Origin of the sequence: Rhizobium sp. 768_B6_N1_8 (assembly GCF_051811225.1) — a bacterium.
Taxonomy (GTDB): domain Bacteria; phylum Pseudomonadota; class Alphaproteobacteria; order Rhizobiales; family Rhizobiaceae; genus Rhizobium.
In genome coordinates, this window is the sequence record NZ_JBPWPV010000003.1 from 165346 (window position 1) to 187226 (window position 21881).

The following is a 21881-nucleotide window of genomic DNA, read 5'->3' on the forward strand; positions in this document are numbered from 1 at the left end:
AATCAAAAAGAGGGTAGAACATTGAAAAAGCTTCTTATGGCGGGCGTTGCCCTGCTTGCTCTGGCCGATGTCGCGGCAGCGCGCGATATCATCGTCGCCCAGAGTTCGGATCTGCGCAGCGCCAATCCGGGCGTCAACCGCGACGGCAATACCGATGGTGTCATCCTGCACATCGTCGAGGGCCTCGTCGGCTACAACAACAGCGGCGAGGTGAAGCCGCTGCTCGCAAAAAGCGTCGACATGTCGGCTGACGGGCTGACCTATACGTTTAAGCTGCGAACCGACGTCAAATTCCACAATGGCAAGACGATGACGGCCGACGACGTGGTGTGGAACTGGAACCGGTACCTGAAGCCGGACACGAAATGGACCTGCCTCAGCGATTTCGCCAAGGGCGGCGCCGCGGCTGTGGCCGATGTGAAGGCGACCGATGCCTCGACCGTCACCATCACGCTCGAAAAGCCTTCCGCCGTCTTCCTCGGCCTGATGTCACGCCCGGAATGCGGTTATACCGGCATGATCTCGCCGGAAAGTGTTGCCGCCGATGGCAGCTTTGCCAAGCCGATCGGCACCGGCCCCTTCATGTGGGACGAGTGGAAGAAGGGCGAATATATCCACCTGAAAAAATTCGCCGACTATGTCTCGCCGGAAAATGAGGGCAAGCCGGACGGAATGGTCGGCTCGAAGCGGCCGCTCGCCGATGGCATCAAGTTCATGGTCATTCCTGATCCGTCGACCATCAAGGCGGGCCTTGAATCGGGCGTGCTCGACACGGCCGAAGTTTCGCCGGACCTGATCCCGGAAATCAAGACGAACCCGAAAATGCAGCTCATTGTGGCGCGCAACAACGGCAAGAACCTCTTCTATATCCAGACGCGCGACAAGGTTCTGAGCAATCCGCATATCCGCCGCGCGATGGCAATGGCGCTCGATCTGGACGAGCTCGTCGCCGCCGCTTCGAACGGCACCGGCGAGGCGAACGGCTCCATGGTTTCGCAGGACAGCGTCTATTTCGACGAAACCCAGAAGAAGCGCCTGCCTTACGATATCGAGGCGGCGAAGAAGGAACTGGCTGCTGCCGGCTACAAGGGCGAGCCGATCTCGATCATCGCCAACAAGCGCGGCAACGTGCCGAGCTTCCCGGCAGCCGTGATGGCGCAGGCCATGATGCAGCAGGCCGGGCTCAACATCCAGATCGAGGTTCTGGACTATGCGACGCAGGTGGATCGCCGCCGTTCCGGCAATTACCAGGTCATCTCACAGTCCGTTGCGCCGCGCCTCGACCCGGCACTGATGTATTCCTTCTATGTCGGCGACAAGGACAAGAACGCCTCGCTGATGTGGGACGATCCGAAGGCCGTCGAACTGATGAAGGCCGCCTATGTCGAGGCCGATCAGGCCAAGCGGCAAAAGCTGTTCGACGAATTCCACGAACTGATGCTGAAGGAAATGCCGGGCATCTTCCTCTATGACATGGTCGACGTCTGGGGCGCGGCGAAGACGCTTAAGGGGCAGCCTGTCTGGCAGTCCAACGCCCGACTCTGGGAAGTCTCTGTCGACTGACCGCATGTCCGTGCCATCGGCAAACGATGGCGCGGCTTTTTTTCTTATTGCCACAACCAGCAGCGGCGGCATCGCCTCTGAGAGAGAACCTGTGCCCGTTTCAGGGCTTCATTTGAGGAAATGCCATGAGCCACGACGCCGTGAAGGCGATTGCCGCCCGGATCGAAGAGATGAAGCCCGACTTTGCCCGGCTGAGCGACAGGATATGGGATTTCGCCGAGTTGAAGTTCGAGGAGCAGCGCTCTTCGGCGGTTCTGGCCGAGGTTCTGGAGGCAAACGGCTTCTCGGTGTGCCGCGGCGTTGCCGAGATGGAAACGGCATTCATCGGCGAGATCGGCTCAGGCAAGCCGGTGGTTGCCTTTCTCGGCGAGTTCGATGCGCTGGCCGGCATGAGCCAGGTCGCGGGCCTCGCAAAGGCCCAGCCGCTTGACGAGGATGGCACGGGCCATGGTTGCGGCCATAATCTTCTCGGCGTCGGATCCCTGATGGCGGCAATCGCATTGGCGCAGCACCTGAAGGAAAACGGTCTCCGCGGCACCGTGCGTTATTATGGTTGCCCCGGAGAAGAGGGTGGTTCCGGCAAGACCTTCATGGTGCGCGCCGGCCTTTTCGATGATGTCGATACCGCGCTCACCTGGCATCCGGCCCCCTTCAACGGCGTCCGCTCTACGAACAATCTCGCGGTCATCGAATACTATTACCGTTTCAAGGGTATGGCGGCGCATGCGTCGAATGCTGCTCATCTCGGCCGTTCGGCGCTGGATGCCGTCGAACTGATGAATGTCGGGGTCAATTTCCTGCGTGAGCACATGCCGCAGGATTGCCGGGTCCATTATGCGATCACCGATGCCGGCGGCAAGGCTGCGAATGTGGTTCAGGCAAAGGCGGAAGTGCTTTACTTGATCCGCGCACCGGAAATGCCGCAGGCATTGGATCTCGTCGAACGTGTCCACAAGGTGGCACGCGGTGCCGCGATGATGACCGAGACCGAGGTCGAGATCGTCTTCGATACGGCAGCGACCAATCTCCTGCCCAATATCGCCCTTGAGACGGCCATGCATGAAAACATGGTTTTGCTTGGCCCGATCCGTTTCGACGAGGCCGATATCGCTTTTGCCCAGTCGATCCAGGACACGTTTACCGACGAGGCGATCAAGAGCAGCATCCGGCTTTACCAGATCAAGGGCGATGCCTTTTCCAACGCCAGGGTCGATGGCTCCACCCCGCTGCATCTCGGCCTCAGGGATTTCGAAAGGCAGTCGCATTTTCGCGCAGGTTCGACCGATGTCGGCGATGTCAGCTGGGTTGTGCCGACGGCGCAATGTTGGACGCCGGCCTGGGCGATCGGCACCAATCCGCACACATGGCAGGTTGTTGCACAAGGCAAGAGCCCTGCGGCTCACAAGGCGATGGCACACGCCGCCAAGACGCTGGCCGCGACGGGGCTATCTCTGATTGAATCATCTGAGCTACTGGCTGCGGCGAAACACGAATGGGCCGAGAAAGCCGAGGGAAGGGCATATGTCTGCCCAATTCCACATCACATCAAACCGGCAAAGCCGTGAGTCATAATTGGTCCAAGATACATTTGACGTTGGCTCTATGATCGGCTTTCAAAGCACATGTGCTAACTAATGACACAGTACCCTGGGTGGAGGTTGAAAACACCAGAAATTCAATGATTTCCTTTTCTTGTCTCGAGATTTCAGGTTCACATCCGTTCAAGGCGAACGGCGCCGCCTCTCAGGTGCGCGCGAATTCTAGCAGCGGCGCGATATCATGGTTGTCGGCTGCGCGAAGGACTGTAACGTAGCGAGTGCGCAATTCACCAACGTCGGCGAGCGTTCCACCGCCCCAACTGAAACGCTCGCCGCCAAGACGTTCGACCAGAAGGTCAGCTGCCAAGCGAGCGTGACGACCATTTCCGTTTGGAAAGGGGTGTATTGCGACCAGGCGATGGTGGAACCTGATCGCTATCTCGTCCGACGGAAATGTCTCATGTTCAACCCAATAGCCGACGTCTCTTAACACGCTCGCGAGCTCCACTCCGATACAGTAGGCTTGGACGCCGATGTTGCGCTCCGTCGTTCGGAAGGTGCCGGCCCATTCCCAGACGTCGCCAAACATCCGCTTGTGCAGTGTTCGCATGAAGTCCTCGCTGAGCATTCGCTCAAGCGATACGCGCCGGCGACCGCGCGCCCAGGCCGCACCCTCGACGATGTTTTCCTGCTCCGCCTCGTTGAGATCACGGCGGTGCGTGATCCATGTCTGAAGCAGTCCCTCTCGCTCTTGCGGTTCAAGGGGTGCTGCGTCCTCAGGCTCCTGAAACAGGTCCGTCATGTCTCGTTCCAGAGGTCGCGCTCGGAGAGTTTATCGCAAGATCTGCATTCCCTCCGGTTGTTAGAAGCTGGCCGGCTTGGCGGCGTGAGAAAGATATGCACAATTTGCTTTCGCTTCGCTCTGGGGATATCCCTCCGTGAGGATCAGCTAGATCGGTTCCGGTGACCAATCAGCGAAGGTTCAGCAGTGCCCACGTGGCCTCTCGCCGCCCTCGTGCCGCAACCTGACGTGCCACCTTTATTGGGCTCAGGTTTCAATCAGTCGCCATGTTGATTTCAATTGGTCATTCCTTGACTTTCAATCGGTCATTATCATAGTTTCAAACGGTCATCAAAGGAATGAAGCTATGCCGCTGTATCCAAGGCTCGTTGAGCAACGCATTGCCAACGCCATGTTAGATACGCGGGTCGTGCTGATCGTGGGTCCTCGCCAATCCGGAAAAACGACGCTGGCCAAGAAGATGGCCAACGAGGGGATGGAGTATTACACGCTGGACAATGCGACGACGCTCAACGCCGCGCGACGGGATCCAGTTGGCTTTGTAAGAGGAATGGATCGCGCCATTCTCGACGAAATTCAGCGCGCTCCCGAGCTGTTGTTGGCGATCAAGGAAAGCGTGGATACCGACGAGCGTCCAGGGCGTTTCCTCCTGACCGGCTCAGCCAATCTCATGACGCTGCCACGCGTGGCAGACTCGCTCGCAGGGCGCATGGAAGTCGTCCGATTGCTGCCGCTCGCTCAAAGCGAAATTCGAACGGCCGCTGGAAGCTTTTTGGTCGACGCCTTCCGAAACGAAGCTAAAGCCGGAGAACCAATCATCGGCGGCGACCTGATGGCTGCAGTTCTGGCAGGTGGGTATCCCGAGGCACTAGGTCGCAAAAACTTAAACCGCAGACAGGACTGGTATGCGGATTATATCCAAGCGATCGTTCAACGCGACGTTCGCGATGTTGCGCAAATCGAGCAGATCGCGCAGATGCCGCGTCTGCTACGCATTCTAGCAGAACATTCGGGACAACTCGTGAACTATTCCGGAATTGGCTCCGTCATCGGGATGAACCACATCACAACGCAAAAATACGTTGGCATATTCGAGAGCCTATTCCTCGCCAGAACGATCCAACCCTGGTTTTCCAACAAACTGAAGCGCCTGACCAAGACCCCCAAAATACATTTCCTCGATTCTGGTCTTCTCGCCTCCCTTCGTGACCTCTCTCTCGAGAGACTCCGGGATGACAGGGGGGCGTTCGGAGCGCTGCTGGAGACTTTCGTTTTTGGCGAGATCCTTAAACTCGCAAGCAGCGGACAAACCCGCTTTGAGTTTTCGCACTTTCGTGACAAGCAGCAGAACGAAGTCGATATTGTCATCGAAGACAGAAGAGGGAGGGTCGTCGGTATCGAGATAAAAGCGGCAGCATCCGTCTCAACTTCCGATTTTACCGGATTGCGAATGTTGGCCGAAGCATGTGGGGAGCGGTTTGTTTCAGGCATTGTCCTGTACGACCATGACAAGGTGGTCCCGTTCGGGGAACGCCTGTCCGCCGTACCAATTTCGGCGTTGTGGCGTTAGCGCGTGGGAATTTCTCTTCAGTCTCCAGACTCGAAACATCCATGAAACTTATGCGATTTGCAACTATAAATTGTAATTTATAGGCGCAATTTGGCAGCCACTCTTATGTCAGAAGAAGCGTTTGGCTACCTTTAAGGTTTAGCAGACCGCCCGGCGTGGTCCCACGATCAGGACCACCGGGGTGTCTGAAAGGGCTTCCACCACCCGATGCTTGATGAGCCTCTCGTACATGCCTGTTTCCGATTCTCTGACGATTGGAACTATGGGGCATGACAATTGGAAGTCAGTCGCCCGCAGATTGGAAACGAAATAGCACAGCCGACACGACGACGTGGGATCTATTTTTCGTGAGCGCTTCGCTGCAGTTTTAGTCACGCTACTTCTTTTCCAATGGCTTCGGAAGGCAAGCCACCGAAGTTTGGCTCGAAAAGTGCGCTACGGCCCCAACCACGAAAAGGTCTGATCCCCTACCTGAACGCGTACTTCACTTTGCATCCCTGGCGAAATACGCGGCCGCTTTTTTAGGATGTCTCGCTCCTCGGTGACGCGAGCCAGTTCCTTCTTCAGCCGTCTGATCTCCTCGGCCTCGTCGTTGCCCTTGGAGTTCGACGCAGCAAACTTCTTCCTCCTTTCGTAAAGCGAATGCTGGCTGACGCCGAGACGCTGCGAAACCTCCGCAACCGGATAGCCTCGCTCCGTTACCTGGCGCACTGCGTCACGCTTAAAGTCTTCACTGTCGATTTGCTCATGAAGAAGGCGTCTACAAATCTCGGGGCTATTCAGGGTTGCTATAGGCGATGGCCGCCGAAATGATTACTAATGCGGGAGCGAACGGCAGCCTAACCAATCTGCGTATGCTGCACGCATATGAGATTATGACCGGACATATCCGGTGTCTGTCTTTGAACCCAACTACCGCAGTAATATCAAGCGGCCGTCGAAATCCCCGTACTGGTGCGAGAACACGGACCCACCGCAGTTCCTATCTAATCTATAAACGAGGCGGCACGCGTCGCGTTTATTGTCTCTAGCGCAAGATTTCATTATTGAACAATATGAGTACTTTGCCCGAACCGAATGCATACTTCACCACGTCCTCCACCGCGGGTAAAATATCTGCATAACTCTTGTCATTGAGGCTGACCAAAAAGATGCTGCGGGCGGCAAAGCCATACTCGCCGGCAATTTCATTCTCAATTTCGTTCGTGGCATCGACCTTAGAAATCAAGAACCGGGATTCAAACAGTCCGGGGTGCCGTAGCAAAAGCTGAGTAACAACGTGCTTCGCAACTTCACACGGCTCGGCCACATAACAAAAAAGATCGATTGCCATATCACGCTACTCCCCGAATTTTATAATCTTAAAGCCACCTGAACGGTCAATGATGATAGCCTGTTTAAGCCCTGGGATCGCGTAGGCAGTTAGTTGAGCTTCCAGTGCAGCGGGTGATACAGAACTGTCAGCCAGATTGACGACAACCCTTTCCGTTTGGCCGTTCGTTATTTTTCTCGCAATTTCAGATGCTATATTCCGAGCATTGCTGGTAGAGGGCGCATAGTTGTCAAATATCTCTCCGTTAATTCGGTAATCTGGTTCTTTAGGACCGGCGATGACTGGGTTTTGTTCAACTTTAAATCCGTTTTGCGCCAATAGCTCCGCGCTCTCGTTCTCTCTTATCAGCGAGCGTCTCGTTGCTGCATCGGAACGAGGCGGTATCGCTGTGCGGGTCCCAGTGAGTTCCCCTCCCACCGGTGGGAGCTTCGCGCGCAGTGCCTGAAGACCATCCTCGGTGAGTTGAATGGGGCGCCCGGTCGCCTGATCGATTACGCCGATGATCTGATCACCCTTGCGAAGGACGAGTTGCCCGGACGCGACCGCAAGACTGACACCGAAGCTGGCTCCGCCGATAGCTTCACCGGCCGCAGCGTCCGCCAGCATCACACCCATTTCATAGAAGCAGACGCTGCTGCGTGCGCATGCTATCGCGGCCGAAAATGCGCTCGGCGACAGATAGATCGCTGTAGCACCAACCCCAATGCCCGCCCCCAAGCCGAGACCATTCAGCGTGATCTGCAGGTCTTGGGCGTCGCGCTGGCCAATGGTGTCACTTAGCGATTGACGTAGTGCGTAGATCTCCCAGGCTTCCGCAGCCATCTGATTGGGATCAATGCCCTGCTGAAGAAGATACGCGTTATATGCATCCTGATCGGCATAGCCCGCATGACCAGCTTCATAGCTGAGGGCGGCTTTGTAAGTGTCCTGCAATGCACTGAGGCACATCAGGCGACCACCGTATGTGCAAGCATACTCTACGTACGCGTCACTCAATTCATCCAGAGCTTCGTATCGATTGATCTCTGCCTGGAGATTCGTCTTCTCCGCTTGAGTGCAGGATTCTGGTTTTGCCTTACACGCAGCAAGGCTACTTTCAGCCTTCAGCTTAGCTGCCTTCTCATCGTGATAGAGATAGTTGAACTGATAGTTAGCTGCACCGTAGGCAGCGCCTTCACCGCCACCCACAGCTCCGCCAACGCCAGCCGCAAGGGTCGCGCCGATCAGCTTAGCGAGTGCGTCGCCTTCCGGCGTTCCTTCATATTTGGTACCCTTGAGCATGCCCTTGACGAGCTCTCTAATGGCCGGAGCCATTAAGGTCGTCGCCGCGCCACCCAAAGCACTTTTAAGTGCTCCTTCCCAACCGTTAACACCGCCGAGGATTCCTCCACCGATGGCATGCAGCAGCGCTCGGCCCTGCCCACCTTCAGACCAAAAGTCGCGTTCGGCCTCAGTGGTCGCCTGCTTGTACAATTCGGAAGCAATATCGCCGACCAAAGTCGCCATCGTCTTTTGAGCCGCCTGCAGGTCGGCCTGCGTCTTGTACTGATCACGCAGGATGTTCTGGAGGTCCGGTAGGCCAGGCAGTGATGTGTTGGTGTTTTCCGTATCGCGGCGGATCGTTCCGATATCCTGGCTCTGATGCTCCGGATCGGTGATAGTGATGCCGATGTTGGCGCCGATGGCCGAATAGGCCTTGCCCGTTTCGCTCTCGCCGACCTGGATCGGCGGTGCGATGGACAGTCCGCCGGCGCCGATCGAGCCGCCATAGGTCTCGGCTTTCCACTTGGAATGCGTATCGACATCCGTGACAGTCAAAGTGCCGCTCGAGAGGCTGTTCCGATCGGCATTCGCTTCGCTGGTGATAAGACCTCCAACCAGCGAGGTCTGGCCGCTGACATCGATGTCGAGGCCGCCGGTGCCGGCATGGATGCCGGACTGTTCGGAGACGACAGCTGCATTTCCGCTGGCCTTCTGCGTCGCGCCAGATAGCCCGGAAGCGCCGAAGCCGATCTGGCCAGAGAGATTGAGTTGATCGGCATTGGCCTTGGCGGTGTCCACCTGGCTTTCGATCGTCAGCGAGCGCGCGTCGACGGTGACCGAGTTGCCGGCAACGGTCGCCCCCTTCAATGTCAGGTCATTGGTGACGATATTGACATTACCGGTGCCGTTGAGATGTGTGTTGGTGTGGGTAACCGCGGTCGTGTCTGAGCCGCCCTTGCCATAGGAGCCACTGACGCCGAAGCTGGAGCCGCCACAGCCGTTCTTCGTCGTACAGCCGAATTTGACGCCGATGCCAGCACTCCAGGAACTATTCGAATCAGTCGAGTCCGATGTGCCGATGGCGGAATTGAGATTGATGTCGCCATTCTTGGCCGACAGGAAAATGTCTCCGGCTACCGGATCGCCAGAGAGATCTGGCAGGCCGTATTTGTCGTAGCCTGCCGCGATCTGCGCGCCATCGCTGGTGATGGAGCCGTTTTCGGCCTCCAAAGAAATGGAACTGCCGGCCCTGATACTTGTAACGACAGGTGTTGCGGAGGAAGATACGGAACTGCTTTCCTGATGGCTGATACCGGCGCTGATGCCGATCCCGAAGGAAAGCCCGGTTCCGATCTTGGGGTCCTTACTGGTCAAACCGTCATAGACGCCTTGGAGGTCCTTGTAGGCTTGATAGAAACCGAGGCCGGCGATCGCCGTGTTCGTCAGAGCGTTGACGCCGCCCGAATCCGACAGGCGCTCTGCCGAATTCATGATACTCTGGGCAGCGCTTCCTAGCTGGCTGGTGACGGAGAGCGTCACACCGGCGAAAGTCTTTTCGTGCACCTCCTCGTAATTTGTCCGATCCTGAGCCGAGAGGAGATTGATATCATTGCCGGCAATGAGATTGACGTCCCGTTCGGCCGAGGCCTGAACCGCCTGCAGATTAACGTTGTTTCCTGCGGAGATGTTCAGGTCGTGACCGGCCGTCAGCATCGCCACTCCATTGGTGTCGGATTGCTGCGCCGAGCTGTCCTTGGTCGTCTGCGCACCGATACCGACTGAGAAGCCGCCATTTCCGGCGGAGAAGGACAGCCCGAAGCCGGACTTCTTGTCCTCTTTCGATTCGGAGAAGCTCTCCCCACCTGGCGTCACATTGACGTCGCGTGCGGCCGACAGGTTGATATCGTTCTCGGCCTCGACCGAGGACCCCATGATGTTCAGATCAGTCTTGCGAGCAGTGAGAGTGACGTCTTCACCGGCTGAAAGTGCCGAGCCGACATTGAACGTCGATGATTGCGCGCCGTTTTTCTCATGGTTGCCATAAATCGATAAGAAACCGCCGCCGGAACCGACGCCAATTCCGGATTTCTTGCTCTGGCGTTCGGCTTCATGCGTCTCCTGCCCCCCGACGATCGAAACGCTGTCGGCCGCGACGTTGATCGACCCGTCGGCACCGATCTTCGAGCCGGCAATGATAACCGCTTTGCCGGCGTCGAGATTGACGTCGCCGCTGGCGTTCAGCTGCGAGCCGACCGTCTCTTCATTGTAGGCATCGTATGTGCTGCTGCCCTTGGACAGGAATCCCGAACGCTTGGCGGTGTCATGGGCGGTCTCAGTATCCTTGCCCGAGGTAACGATGAGATTGCCGCCTGCCTGGATGGCGAGGTCGGCTTCATGATCCTCGTCGCCGGCCGTCACCTTCGAAGCCGACACGATCGTGTCCCCGCCCGAGGCAATCGCGACCCCGTCCTTCCCGTTAATAGCCGAGCCGACGGCCGTTGTAGTTTCGAGATGGCTGGAAGTAGTCTCCCTCGAGCCGAGGAACCCGCCCGACTTCGTGCTGCCTCTGGTGTCGCGGGTCGCCGAATCCGTCGCCTCGGCCACCGTCACGTCGCCCGTTGCCTGCAGGCCGACTGCGCCCCCGGCTGTCAGGCCGCTGCCGATGATGTTGAGGTCGTTGCCGGATTTGGCAACGATGTCGCCGCCCGCTTTAATCTCGGAGCCGGTATGGCTGACGGAAGACGATCTACCCTTGCCGAAAGTGGCGTCCGTCTGGCTCTGCGACGTCGAGATATTGATGTCGCCGCCGTCCGAAGTCAGCCCCACATCGGCGGTCGCCGAAAGCTGCGAGCCCGACAGCAGGATGCCCTGGTTGCCGTTCATCAGCATATTTCCACCAGCGGAAAGCTGCGAACCCTGCTGGTCCGTGCCCGTGACCTTCGTATAGCCATCGTCGGTCTTGCGCACCACGTCGGTCGAGACGACGTTGACCGCGCCATTCGTTGCCTTGACCGAGAGGTCGCCGCCCGCCTTCGCCGACGAGCCGATGACGTCGACATTGTTGGCGGCGGTAATGGCGAGATTGCCGCTGGCGTTGACCTGCGTGGCGGTTGCATTTTGCTGGCCTGAATTGTCGGCTTTGACTGATCCAAGCACGACGTTGGTGCCGGAGAGTTGGGCTGAGCCGCCGGCATTGACCTTGACGCCCTTCAGCCCCAGATCGCCACTACCGCCGGCGAGCTGGAGAGCGCCTCCTGCCATGACGCCTGCATTGGTATTGACGACGTTCTGGCCGCCGATCGTCATCGTCTGGGCCGCCAGCGTGATGCCGTTGGTGGCATTGAGCGCCGTATCGCCGCGCGACAGGAACGTGCCGCTGCCCTGGATGGAGCTGCCGGAGACAGCAAGGCCGCCAGCCGACGCGATGAGGCCGGTATTTTCGAGATTGCCGACATTCATGTCGACCGAGCCGCCCGCCATGGCGGCGCCGGCACCGGTCATCTTCTGCCGGTCGGCGGCGGCAACATAAACGACGGGCGCGAGCACCTGCACGCCGTTGACAGTCTGCCACTGATAGAGGACGATCGACTCGGTCAGTGCGGCCGCCTGCTCAGGCGTGAGGCCTTGGCCGACGGCCAAGCCGTGATCCTTTGCATAGTCGGCACCTTTTTCGAGGAGCGTCTTCATCTGTTCGATGGCGTCACTACCGGCGAGGAAGGTGCTTCTGCCCAGCCCTTCGCCGACGAGCTGCCGCAACTGCGTGTCGATCAGCTGGTTCTCGAAATAGGCGTCACCCAAAAACGGAACCGTCGTCTCCGGCATGTAGCCGATGCGGTCCATGAAATAGCCGGAGCCGTAGAATTTGCTGACATCGAGGAAGTCACCGCGGGTTTCGAACAGGAATATCTGATGGGGTATGTTCCCGCCGACGCCGCCCGATTGCGGTTTGGCGGCGGCCTCAAGGGCTGCGCCGTCGACCCGGATACGTTCGGCGATGTTGCCGAGGCCGGTAAGCGGGTTACCTCCGCCGAGGCCGGCATTGACGTTGAACAGTGCACCGCCGGCGGTCAGGCCTGACAGCGCCGAGAGCGGATTACCGGGAGTTCCTGCCGCCGCCACACTGGCGCCGCCGGCCATCGAGCCGGCTGCGGACGTGTTGCTGACGCTGCCGAAATTCACAGAGAGGGCGCCGCCCGCCTTGATGTTGGCCGATACACCGCCGATCGCCTGGACCGAGCTGACGATCGACGAGCCGTTGGCGATATTTTTCGAGGGATTGGCATTGCCGTTGGCGTCATAGGCTGTACAGGCGCCCTGCGCACTGCAGGTCGTCGTCGTCGTGCGAAAGAGGGTGACGCCGGTATTGGTGAGTGTCGAACCTCGCAGGGAAGCATTGCCGCCGGCCTCGATCGAGCTGAAGGAATTGGTCAGATTCGTGGCGTCGATGGTGAGGTTGCGGCTCGACCAGATCGTCGCTTCCGGACTGAGTGACCCCACCAACCGGTCCTCGTAGACCGACTGGCTGAGATGGGACGACCAATCCCACGTATAGGTAGTGCTGGTGTCCGAGCCGCCGGAGTTCACCTCGTCGATGATGAAGTATCGCGACGGGTTGTTGGGATCAACAACAGGATTGCCGTTCGCGTCCTTTGGAACGCGGTCCATGATCCAGTCGAAGATCGGCTGAACCTTCGTCGGTCCGTTGCCCGATATCCACGTCCAGGCATGGTAGACCGTGCCATCCGCAAGCGTCGCTTTCGACCAGAGCAGCGGTTCATAGTCCTGCCACAACGCCGGATCGACACCAGCATAGAGCTGGTACATGTTCTGATCGCGCGTCTCGAGATAGCCGAACGGCAGGCCGGCGGCGACGGAATTGAGCGTGAAGCCGCTGACGACGCCCGAGGAAACAAGGGTCCCCGTCGTCCATTGCGGTGTGGCGGCCCGCCTATTGGTCAGATTGGCCGTCAGGATCGACGTGTCGTTTCCGGCCTGCATCAGGCCGGAAATATTGGTCACTCCCGTGTTTCTCTGGCCGGACGCGGCGCCGGCAATTTCGAGGTCATGGCCGGCTATGATTGCGCCCTGATCATTGGTGAGCACGCCGCCGACGAAGAGGCCGGCATCGTTACCGGCATAGGCAAGGCCCGTGGTGCTGTTGGTGACATCGCCGGCAACATTGAGTGTCAGATCGTTACCGGCGACCAATTGCCCGGCATTGGTCAGCGCCGGTAATGTCAGCGCCAGGTCGTTTGTGGCGAGCAGTGCGGTACTGTACGACGTGGAGAGGCCGGAAGCTTTGACGGTGATGTCGCCCGAACCGCCGGCATTAGTGACCGCATTGATCCTGGTGCCGCTTAGATCGGCCGCACCGGTCAGATTGAGGGCGAGGCCCCCGAGGGTGATGCTGTTGTTGCTGAGGTTGGCGCTATCGGCGTTGAGCGTCAGCGTGCCGCCCGCGGCGATGTTGCCGGCCCCGCCGTTGGACAGGTCGATATTGGTGGTGGTGAGCGTCAGGTTGCCGACGGTGCTGGTGGGATTGCCGTAGCTGATCTGGCCAGAGGCGGCGAGATCGGCGCTGCTGAGGCTCTGGAGCTTGCTATAGGCGATGTTCTGGCTCGCATCGGCCGAGAGATTGCCGCTGCTCATCAGCGCGGAGTCGATGATGATCGACCCGCTTGTGGCGACAAGGCTCGTACTGCCGGCCTGTTGCAGCACAAGGCTACCATTGGCCGACTGGGCAGTAGCGGCGAAATCGACGCCGGAGGCGATGCCTCCGGCCCGTATCGCCGGCCCCGTGATCAAAACGTCGCCCGCGGCAAGGAGCTGGCCGCCGATCGAGGTATCCGCGTTGATGGAAACCTTTCCGTGACCGCTTATATTGTTTGCCTGGAAACGGCGGGCATCGACGAGAAAAGCGCCTGCGGCAATGAGCGTGTCGACATCGACGCTTCCGTTGACGCCTGCATCCAGCGTCAGATCGCCCGACGGGCCGACGACGGCAGCGCCGCCCGGCGAAGCCGCCGTGGCGGCGAAGTCGAGTCCAGAAACAATCGCCTCGGCCGAAATCGCACTACCGCTGATCGACACGTGGCCGGCGCTGAGGATCTGGCCGCTGACGTCAGCGGCGGCGTCGATGATGATGGCGCCGTGCGCGGTCACGGAATCGGCCGTCAGCGCAGCCGCCGTGACAGAAGTATCGCCGGCAGACAGGAGCCCAGCGATATCGATCGCGCCACCGCCGGCAACAAGCCGGATGTCGCCGGCGCTACCGAGAATCGTACTGCCGTTTGTCGCCGCATTGGTGGCGGCGGCGTCGAGGCCGGAGACGACGGATCCAGCCGAGATCGAGCGGCCCGAAGCGGTGACGTTGCCCTGCGCTAGAATATCGCTGGAAATGCCGATATCGGCGCCCGCCGTAAGTGCGATATCGTCGCTGCTGACAAGCGAGGCAGCCGAGATCGCGCCCGACGTGGCAATGAGGGTGAGAGTGCCGATGCTCTTTCCCGCCCCTGCGACCGCGATGTCACCAGAGGAGGCCGCTAGAGTGAGTGCATTGCCGGCCACAGCACCGCCGGCCGCGATACCGGCAGCCGACGACATTAGGACATTGGCAGCACCATTCACCTCGCCGCCGACACTCAACAGGCCACTGCCGCTCGAAAGCAGGATGTCGTCATCGGCAGCGACGGTATCGACGGCGATACCCTGATCCGCCTGTACGGCGACCTTTGCCTTCGAAGTGATCTTGGCGGCCGTCACCTTCGCCTTCGAGGAGATCGAGACGCCCTGCTGGCCGGAGACGTTGCCGAGCGAGATCTTGCCGTCGGCCGACAGCGACAGCTCGCCGGCATTGGCGGCCATGTCGCCGCGCATGCGCACGCCTGCGCCCCGCTCGGTCACCACCATCTTGATGCGACCGGCCTGCATGGCGCCGAGCGCCGAACCGTCGATCGCATATTCCGGCGTGCCAGACGTGGCCGCAAGTGGGGTGGCGTTGCCGGTGGCATAATCGAACTGATTGCGGCCGGCCGTGACGCGAAGGTCCTTGCCGTAGACCGGACCATTGACGGTGACGGCGCGCGAGACGATGTCGAAGAGGTCGACTGCGCCAGGCCTGGCGGCAAAATTGCCGCCATTCGGTCCGATCGTCACATCGCCGCCGTTGACCGTGAATCCCTTCAGCGTGCCGTCTCCGCCGACATTGGGGACGCCGGTGGTCAGCGTCGCATGCGGCGTGTTGATGAAGCCGCAGCCGTCACAGGTGATGCCGTTCGGGTTGGCGATTATCACGTCGGCGCGTCCGCCGAACACCTCGGTCGGCCCGTTCAACGCCGAGCGGTTGCCGCTGGTGACTTCGTTGAGAATGACCGTGGCCGGACCGGATGTGTTGAGATTGGGATTGCCGGGCGTGACGCCGCCGAGATTGGAGTTGCCGATCTCACCCTTGAAATTGTTGAGGATGAGGCCCGGCATGCCGACGTTGAAATTGTCGTATTTGTTGTGCGACAGGCCCTGGCTGTTCGGCGTGACGATGTCGATGAGCGGCACGCCGTTCGGCGCCGTGCCGACGCCTGGCTGGTTTGCGCCAGCAGCCGTGCTGCTCGCCGAGACCGACTGGGCATTGGCAAGCATCGGCTGAAGCATGAGCAGGCTGCTCAGCAGGAGAGCAAGCGATTGGCGGGCAAAATGCGCGAACCTGCGAACGGATCTTCTATCGGCACCGGCAACGTGATGTGTTGTCACCGTCGATTTGCCTAGTCTATTGCCCATCGTGTGTTATCCGCCGCCCGAAGCCGCGCAGCGGATAAAATCTCGCTGCAGTTGTAATTGTTCAAAATGACCGAGACCATAACCATTGGTCACCGTCAACTTCCGCCTGTGCTTGAGGTAAATGCAATCCGAACAAAATGGACGCGATTTGGCGCGTCCATCAGATCTCCAGCTTGCTTATTCCCCGAACTTCTTGAACGTGATGGAGGAATAGGCTCTCGAAAGCACTTCCCTCATGACCTCGCGTTCGGCCGCGCTTGCTTCTTGACCGACCACGACGGGGTGAGATTTCGTCCTCTGGACGCGGAAATAGCCGGCGTCGACAATCTGGCCCCGCCAATGGTGATCGTGCTCGCACCTTCCAGTGCGCTGATATAGCTGAGCAGGCCGTCATGGTCGCCGCCTGCCTCAAGCGTTGTGGTTCCGTTCGGCGAGATATTTGGCAGGAAGCGTAGGTCACGACATAAGTGCCAGGCGCGATCGGATCGAAGACGCGTTCGTACTCCTTCGCGTTGCGGACAGGGTTGAGGAGATTGCCACTTATGTCCGTCGGCTTGCTTTGCTCGGGCAGAAGCCATTTGAAACCGCTGTAGACATCTTCAGAAGCGGCCACCTTGTCAGGTTCGCCGTCGATGAGCTTGCGAAGACGAATCTGACCGTTGCTTCGGACGGGACCGAACAAGCCGGGATAAAGAAAGCGTACAAGGATCAGCGCGCCTTTCTGTTTCCTTTTGTTGAGGATCTCGGTAGATTTTGCCACTCTTTCGCTGGCGACTATGGCAGGATCCGTTGTCCCGCCGCACGACGCCAGCAGCCCGGCTATGATGCTCAATCCCGCAGCCGCAAAAGCTCTTTTGGGCATACGAAATTTCTCGTCTCGATTGGGACAGAGGGTTCAAACCGTGGCGAGGCCCTGTCGCCATCCCTTCGACAATATGAGTGCTCAGCGCAGGCCTTATTTCTGGGTGAGCCAGGTCTTCACGTTGCGGGTGAAGGACTTGGACAGTCGCTGCGCCATGATGTCGGGATCTCCTGCTGTCGTCGCCGCGTTGATGGCGACTGCGACGATCACGCCGTAGCCGCTTCCGCGCATGGAGAGATCTTCACCATGGATGTTTTGCGCTTCGGCGATCAATTGTCCTGTCTTGGCGTCCTCCAGCCGGACGGTCCCATCGATCATGCTGTCATGGCCACCGATGATCCGGGCCTGCTTGGTGGTGACGTCAAACACATGCAGCGTGACGACCAGCCTGCCCCGGTTGGGGCCGCCCGGCACGCCCATCAGTTCCTTCGTCATCGCAGTCTGAAGGGTGTGAACCGCCTCTTGGACCTGCTGGTCCGGCTTGTCGCCGAAACCGAATGTCTTGACGTCCGGAGCCAGCTCGATCCGGATCTCGTGCACGGACGTCTGCTGAAGGGCGGCGATCAGCCGTGGGTCTGTTCTCGTGGTAACGCAGGACGCCAACGTCGCCGCCAGCAGGAGAAGGGTCAGAAAACGCACGATACGCATATACAACTCCAGGATTTTTTCAGTTCGATTGGTCTGCAGAACTCAGTTTCGGCTGTCGGACGACGAGGCCGGCTTGGGCTTGCTGTCGAGATGTTTGTAGAGCTCGGTCAGTTGGGACTTCGGCGCCGGGCACCCCTTCGATTTGGCGATACTCGTCAGGACATTGTTCCGGTTGCGCAACGCGTCGATCTCGACCTTCTCAGGCGATTTCGGGTCCATGAAAAACAGTGCCGGCAGAAACAGCAGCACACCGGTCGCCCCAAGGACGATGTTCTTGCCTTGCGCATCTGTCCGCTCCTTCACCGTCGACGTGATCTGCCGCTCGTTCGCCTCGAATTCACGCGTGATGCCGGCGCAATCGAAGGCGCTGTCGGTCGGATTGGTCGAAGCGACCGGATGCGCCTCTCGGCCGGCACAGCCGGCGAGAGCCACGGACAATGCAAGGATCAGCGCCGTCGATGTTGAAAGGGTTTTGGCGGGCTTGTTCGTGAAAATGCTGCGGGTGGTCATTGTTCTGCTTTCGTTACCAATGAGTGGATGCGCTGAAATAAAAGAGGCCGCCGCCGACATGGTCGAGGCTGCTTGCAACGATGTCGGAATAGCCGAGGTCAACACTGGCACTGCCGCCGACCGTGCGGATGCCGGCGGTCCAGCTGGCGAGATCGCCGCCAGCTATGTCGAACCGCTTCTGCGTATAGACGTGGCCGTAATCGAAGCCGACATAGGGCCGCAGTTCACCAAACGCCTGCGCGGCCGGGCCGCCGTTTTCGTTGGACTTGGTCCTCCAGACGAACTCGTTGTGCGTGAAGACGCCGTTATTGCCGAAAAGCACGCTTTCGCGCGTGCCGCGGACATTGCTGTAGCTACCGAGAGAGATTTGTTCTGCGCCGAGCAGATTGTCGGGGGAATATTGGCCGCTGATGAGCGAGGTCAGTTCGAACTGCTGGCTGGCGACCTCAAACGGCTGGGTCACACTGACGGTCGCGTTGAATTTCGAAAATCGCGGATCTGCGTCCCCTGCCCCGGGCTCTCCCGCCTTGACGGCATCGAAGAGGCCGAGCCCCTTGTCGTAGCTGACATCGAACACCCAGATCCCGCCCAACATCCGCCTTGAATGGGAAATGCCGAGATCGCCGACCGTATAGCGGCGGCTGCCGACCTCGATCAGATTGCCGAGCAGGAAGTTGTCCGTCTGCTTGTAGGTCAGGCTGCTGCGTGCGGTCGTGATCGAATCCTTGTCGCGGAAGACGACCCGGTCGATGCCAAAACCGGCCTGCCCGGAATTGCCGGAGGTTTCGAGCGAAGAGAAGTTTCCCTCAACGGTGCTTTCATACTGATACCAGGAGCCGTTCAGCGAAAAGGTCGAGTAGCCATAGGGAACGCTGAGGCTGCCGGAATAGCTGTTGCTAAATCCCCTGCCGTCATCGTGCCAGGGATAGTCAGGGCCGCTGTGCTCGTAGGAGAACGCCCACTGATCGTTGATGCCGAGCACGTCGTCGAAACCGAGCGATGCCGAGCTGCGGGAAAAACCGGTGCTCTCCTGCCCGAGATTGTTGTTTCCGAGGGAGACATGCCAGGGTCGGCCAGGCTGGTTTTCGATGTTCAGGATGGACGTTCCGTCCTTGGGGCCGGGCAGCATGGCGGATTTGGCGTCGTTGGCCTGCAGCCGGTTCATCTGGTCGAGCCCCTGCTCGATATCGCGGATATTGGCTACGCGGCCGATCAGGCCGGGAAAGGCGGTCGCCAGCGAACCGTTACCGGCGACTTTTTGGCCGTTGAGATAGATGTCGGAAAGCGTGCCTTCGACGACGAGTAGTCGGAGAATCCTGGTCTTGGCGATATCCTGCTGCGGCACATAGGCCCTGGAGGTGACATAACCATGATCGATATAGAGATGCGTGACGTCTCTGAGCACCGCATTAATCTCGGAGAGGCCGACGCAGCGATTGCCGTAAGGCGCCGTCACTTTGCCGATCTCCTGCGCCGAGAGCAGCTTCGCCCCATCGATCTCGACCCGGGTGATGTCGAAGCAGGCGCCATTCCCGCCGCCGGCGGGCAAAGCGCCGTTTTCCGTCTCTGCGCTGCCGCCCGGTGTCGCGCGGCGAAGGGCATCCAGCCGCTGCGTCTGCGATTGCTCCTCCTGGCGGCGGTTGAAGTCGTCGGCCGGCGTTTGCGCGTGGGCGTGGGCGATCGCCACCGCGAGGGCAGCGCCGGCAACCAGGAGGTATCGAATTTCTGTGGTCATGAGTGAAATTCGGCTACTTAGCAGGAACGGACTGAAGTTGGTCGAGGGCCGGCTTCAGCCCTTTCAACGAGAAGCGGATATTGACGTCCTGGCCGTTCATCAGCCGCACCAGCCCTTCGGCGGACGAGCCCTTCTTCAGCGCCGCAGCCGTCTTGGTATCGAGCACCAGCTGCGCCCAGCATCCGCTCTGGTTGCAATTGCGGTAATCGAGCTTGGCGACGGGTTTGCCGTCTGCCTTGATAGCCAGGCCGGAGGGCAGGAAGACATTGAGCGGCAGGAGAGCGGTCAGCACCAGCCGCGACTTGCCCTTGTCGGCCGGCCCGGCCGGCGGCGCCGATATCGCCAGCGTCAGGACATTGACGGGCTTGCCATCTTTGGCGACTTGCGCGACCTGGGCGACTTCGCAGACCTCGGCGTCTCCAGACCCCGTGCAGCGATAATACCAGTCCTCGAATTTCTGCGACTTTATCGCCGGCGCCGCTTGCGCCGGCGCCCGTTCCGCAGGAACTGGGGATTGCGCAAAAGACGAATTGGCCGAGGCAATGGATACCAGAACCGGGGCGGTCATCCGAATGCCGCGGCTCGTGCCGCTTTTCAAAAATTGTCCCATTGAAAGTGCAAAGAGTTCAATCAGGTGTGAGGCCATGTCGCTACAATTGATTTCGCCTGTGCTTGTCGCACATCGGCAAATTATCGATGTCATGGAAAAAGCTCAGAGAGCGAGGCCAATCATCGGCTCGATAGCATCATAGCAGATTTCGGCGCGATACATCGACAGGTAGTGCTTGCTTTGATCCGATTCACGCTCGTTTTCGGAGAGTTGTGTAGTTAATGCAACACATACGCTAACGTTTTACGGTCGCCTGCACGGGGAGCGTTGCCATTCCGAAACGGCGGCACTTAAAGGAGTGACGCAAGCTGTTACTGCAGCGCTGGGCGTCGTTCGGCCGGGAGTCGCATTGGCTTTGACAGTCCCTGGATCATCCTGGGGATATGCTTGCCCGTACAATATTCCTCGTTCCTCGCGCGTCCCGTAGTTCATAGGCTTTCGGGTTGATCGGCTGCCATGTGTGGCGGCCTTCCTAAGCGAACTCGACCGCCAACTAATTAATGAACATTGATTCCAGATTACGCTACAAATCGGCGGACGATTTTTTCAATCTTGCCAGAAGCGCCGTTATGAAGGTTACTGTCGATGCCGCGGTGAGGCATTGTAAAGTTATCTGCCTCGGGTCAAAGTTACGGCACGATGTCGGTGATCAAGCGACCTGCAGATGGGCGATCTCGTTCCACATCTGCATCGCGGCCTCTCGCAGCTCGCGATAGTGGTGAGATGGGATCTCGTGGCGGGGAATTTGGAAGAGGTTGGCGATTGGATCATGGATCGAGACGAAGCGCTGAAGCCGTCGTGGTGACTTGAAGCGTTTCATGATCCGCTCACGCCGTCGGACGGGTTGATGAGAATTCTCCACCCGATTGTTCAAGCCCTTGTGCGAACGATGCTCGACGCCAGGCATGATCTCCCGCTTCGCCGCACCATAGGATCGAAGCTCGTCGGCGATCATAACGCGCGGGCTGGAACCTTGCCCTTTCAGAAGCTTGCGCATCAAACGTTTTGCAGCCTTGGCATTGCGGCGGCTTTGGGCCAGAACGTCGAGGACGAAACCATCCTGATCCACGGCGCGCCAGAGCCAGTGTTTCTTTCCCCGAATGGTGATGACGACCTCGTCGAGGTACCATTGGTCGCCGAGCCTGCCGACCGAGCGCTTCCGGATGGCATTGGCGAATTGTCTGCCGAATTTCTCGGCCCACAGTCTTACGGTTTGGTGAGAGACGATGACACCACGGGCTGCCAGCATATCCTCGACCATTCGTAGGCTGAGCGGAAACCGGAAATAGAGCCATACGGCATGGGCAATCACCTCCGCCGGAAACCGGTGATGACGATAGAGAGGATCACGTGCAGATCTGGTCATGCCGCCAGATCCCAGATTTTGATCCATGCCCCGGTAACGTTACAGTGCCTCCGTCGCCGATCCAGATCTATGGTCTGACTGCCGAGATGCGCAAAAGATCGAGAGGTTGAAGTAGCGCTCTGGATAGGCGCGTGCGACGAAGCGGCCGAATAGCCCTGATAGAGCGACCTTTAGCGCCATATGCGGCACCCGGGGTCTGAAGCACTGAGCGAATGCTAGCATCCTCGATGTCCGCGATATCGAGGTCAACGGTCGCGCCGGTGATCGGGCCGGCCGAGGGCGGATCGAAACTGTGGAGGAAGGTTCTC

At 59.2% G+C, this 21881-nt stretch carries 11 protein-coding genes and 2 pseudogenes; 3 read left to right on the plus strand and 10 right to left on the minus strand.

Translation table 11 applies throughout. The annotated features are described in order from the left end of the window. Positions 1 to 21: 21 nt before the first annotated feature. Both AB8B33_RS35375 and AB8B33_RS35380 read left to right on the plus strand, forming a co-directional pair. Positions 22 to 1563 carry an ABC transporter substrate-binding protein gene (locus AB8B33_RS35375; protein ID WP_439019048.1) on the plus strand — a complete coding sequence of 514 codons (1542 nt, stop codon included), beginning with the start codon at positions 22 to 24 and terminating at the stop codon, positions 1561 to 1563. A 125-nt stretch (positions 1564 to 1688) separates the two neighbouring features. After that, complete coding sequence (locus AB8B33_RS35380) at positions 1689 to 3128, plus strand: M20 family metallopeptidase (RefSeq protein WP_439019049.1); 1440 nt, start codon at positions 1689 to 1691, stop codon at positions 3126 to 3128. Positions 3129 to 3306: 178 nt separating this feature from the next. Here AB8B33_RS35380 and AB8B33_RS35385 read toward each other — a convergent pair whose 3' ends face one another. Further along, a complete protein-coding gene (locus AB8B33_RS35385) occupies positions 3307 to 3903 on the minus strand; it encodes a mobile mystery protein B (protein WP_439019050.1) in 597 nt (198 codons plus the stop codon). Between the two features lie 346 nt (positions 3904 to 4249). On the opposite strand from AB8B33_RS35385, the gene AB8B33_RS35390 reads away from it, so the two are divergent. Then, positions 4250 to 5473, plus strand: coding sequence for an ATP-binding protein (locus AB8B33_RS35390; protein WP_439019051.1), 1224 nt, complete (start codon positions 4250 to 4252; stop codon positions 5471 to 5473). A gap of 473 nt (positions 5474 to 5946) precedes the next feature. Here AB8B33_RS35390 and AB8B33_RS35395 read toward each other — a convergent pair. The 9 genes and pseudogenes from AB8B33_RS35395 to AB8B33_RS35435 all read right to left on the minus strand — a co-directional run. Continuing rightward, positions 5947 to 6214: pseudogene (locus AB8B33_RS35395) on the minus strand (transposase); the annotation flags it as partial. Between the two features lie 286 nt (positions 6215 to 6500). Beyond that, complete coding sequence (locus AB8B33_RS35400) at positions 6501 to 6806, minus strand: hypothetical protein (RefSeq protein WP_439019052.1); 306 nt, start codon at positions 6804 to 6806, stop codon at positions 6501 to 6503. Positions 6807 to 6812: 6 nt separating this feature from the next. After that, entirely contained in the window at positions 6813 to 15842 is a 9030-nt protein-coding gene (locus AB8B33_RS35405; protein ID WP_439019053.1) for a hemagglutinin repeat-containing protein, read from the minus strand. 177 nt (positions 15843 to 16019) lie between these two features. Continuing rightward, positions 16020 to 16704 (minus strand): annotated as a pseudogene (locus AB8B33_RS35410) (hypothetical protein). 93 nt (positions 16705 to 16797) lie between these two features. After that, positions 16798 to 17352, minus strand: a complete 555-nt coding sequence (locus AB8B33_RS35415) for a hypothetical protein (RefSeq protein WP_439019054.1) — start codon at positions 17350 to 17352, stop codon at positions 16798 to 16800. 42 nt (positions 17353 to 17394) lie between these two features. Continuing rightward, positions 17395 to 17862 carry a hypothetical protein gene (locus AB8B33_RS35420; protein ID WP_439019055.1) on the minus strand — a complete coding sequence of 156 codons (468 nt, stop codon included), beginning with the start codon at positions 17860 to 17862 and terminating at the stop codon, positions 17395 to 17397. A gap of 13 nt (positions 17863 to 17875) precedes the next feature. Further along, positions 17876 to 19597: a ShlB/FhaC/HecB family hemolysin secretion/activation protein gene (locus AB8B33_RS35425; protein ID WP_439019056.1), complete on the minus strand. Its 1722-nt coding sequence runs from the start codon at positions 19595 to 19597 to the stop codon at positions 17876 to 17878. Between the two features lie 13 nt (positions 19598 to 19610). Further along, complete coding sequence (locus AB8B33_RS35430; RefSeq protein WP_439019057.1) at positions 19611 to 20207, minus strand: invasion associated locus B family protein; 597 nt, start codon at positions 20205 to 20207, stop codon at positions 19611 to 19613. A gap of 649 nt (positions 20208 to 20856) precedes the next feature. Beyond that, positions 20857 to 21573, minus strand: a complete 717-nt coding sequence (locus tag AB8B33_RS35435; RefSeq protein ID WP_439019058.1) for an IS6 family transposase — start codon at positions 21571 to 21573, stop codon at positions 20857 to 20859. Positions 21574 to 21881 lie beyond the last annotated feature (308 nt).